2 protein-coding genes are annotated in these 1,606 nt (G+C 58.2%); one reads left to right on the plus strand and one right to left on the minus strand.

What is annotated here, in order from left to right; genetic code table 11:
* Positions 1–1,418: inorganic phosphate transporter (locus tag J9889_RS17565; RefSeq protein ID WP_210557519.1), on the plus strand; the 1,418-nt coding region annotated here is incomplete at its 5' end.
* Positions 1,419–1,468: 50 nt separating this feature from the next.
* Here J9889_RS17565 and J9889_RS17570 read toward each other — a convergent pair.
* The coding region (locus J9889_RS17570; RefSeq protein WP_210537942.1) for a transposase at positions 1,469–1,606 on the minus strand (138 nt) is incomplete at its 5' end.

Raw genomic sequence — 1,606 nt, forward strand, 5'->3', positions numbered from 1 at the left:
CCGTTTTTTTTGTGCTGGCCTATGAATTCATCAACGGCTTTCACGATACCGCCAACGCGGTAGCAACGGTTATCTATACCAAGGCGATGCCGGCTCATATGGCGGTGGTGGCTTCCGGTCTGTTCAATTTCGCCGGTGTCATGCTGGGTGGATTGGGGGTGGCCTATGCCATCGTTCACCTGCTGCCCATCGATCTGCTGCTTGGCATGGACTCTACCCAGGGTCTGATCATGGTGTTCTCCCTGCTGTTCTCGGCCATCGTCTGGAACCTGGGAACCTGGTACTTCGGTATTCCGGCATCCAGCTCCCACACCCTGATCGGTTCCATCCTGGGGGTAGGCGGCGCCTATGCCCTGATCAGCCATCAACCCCTGAAAGAGGGTATCAACGTCGGCAAAGCCATCGACATCATGCTCTCTCTCATCATCTCTCCCACCGTGGGCTTCATCATTGCCGCCCTGCTGCTGTTCGCAATGAAGCGCGTATGGCTTGGCAGCAAGATCCACAAGACCCCGGAAGAGCGCCTGCTGGTGGACGGCAAGAAGCATCCACCGTTCTGGGCACGTGTCACTCTGATTTGTTCCGCAATGGGGGTGAGCTTCGTGCACGGCTCCAACGATGGTCAGAAAGGCATCGGTCTGGTGATGCTGGTGCTGATCTGCATGGCGCCTGCCTATTTTGCGCTGGACATGAACAGCCGCTCCTATGATCTGGACAGAACCCAGGATGCCAACCAGCGCATTATGGAGATCTACCAGCGTAACCAGGATCAGGTCTCCCATCTGGTGAACTTCAGTGTCCCTGCCAAAGCCCAGGAGGAGCTGATGAGCCACTGTGCGGCAGGGGAGGCCCTGCAGGCCATGGCGACCCTCGACAAGCGTCTGGGCCAAGTGCGCACCTACGAGGAGATGAATCTGGTGGATCGCCGCGAAGTGCGTCGCCTGCTGCTGTGCATCGACGACACTGCCCGCAAGGTCTCCAAATTGCCGCTGCCGGCCAAGGAGTTGACCGATCTTGCCAAATGGCGCAAGGATCTGACCGCCACGGCCGAATATGCGCCGACCTGGGTCATCGTGTCCATCGCGCTGGCGCTCGGTTGCGGCACCATGGTGGGCTGGCGTCGTATCGTCTACACTGTAGGGGAGAAGATTGGTTCCTCCGGCATGACCTACAGCCAGGGCATTGCAGCCCAGATCACGGCCGCCGCGTCCATCGGGATTGCGAGTCTGACCGGGATGCCGGTGTCCACCACCCACATTCTCTCCTCCGCGGTGGCGGGGACCATGGTGGCCAACAAGTCCGGCCTGCAGAGCCAGACCATCAAGACCATTCTGCTGGCCTGGGTGCTGACGTTGCCGCTCACCATGCTGCTCTCCGGCGGTCTCTTCCTGCTGAACAACCATCTCTTTGGCGGATAAGCGCGACAGTCATTGGAAATGAAACAAGGGCCTGGGCCCTTTTTTGTGGTTCATCGCGGCTTTCCGGGGAAGGCCGCCTTGATTTTCAGAAAAAAGTATTCTGAGTCCCTAAATCCATATGCCATGCGCTTTATCACTTTGATCTTGTTGTTCACCCCTTCCAGCACACTCGTGTGCATCGGGTAGTT

This window comes from Aeromonas sp. PrichA-15 (genome assembly GCF_017939245.1).
Classification (GTDB): domain Bacteria; phylum Pseudomonadota; class Gammaproteobacteria; order Enterobacterales; family Aeromonadaceae; genus Aeromonas; species Aeromonas caviae.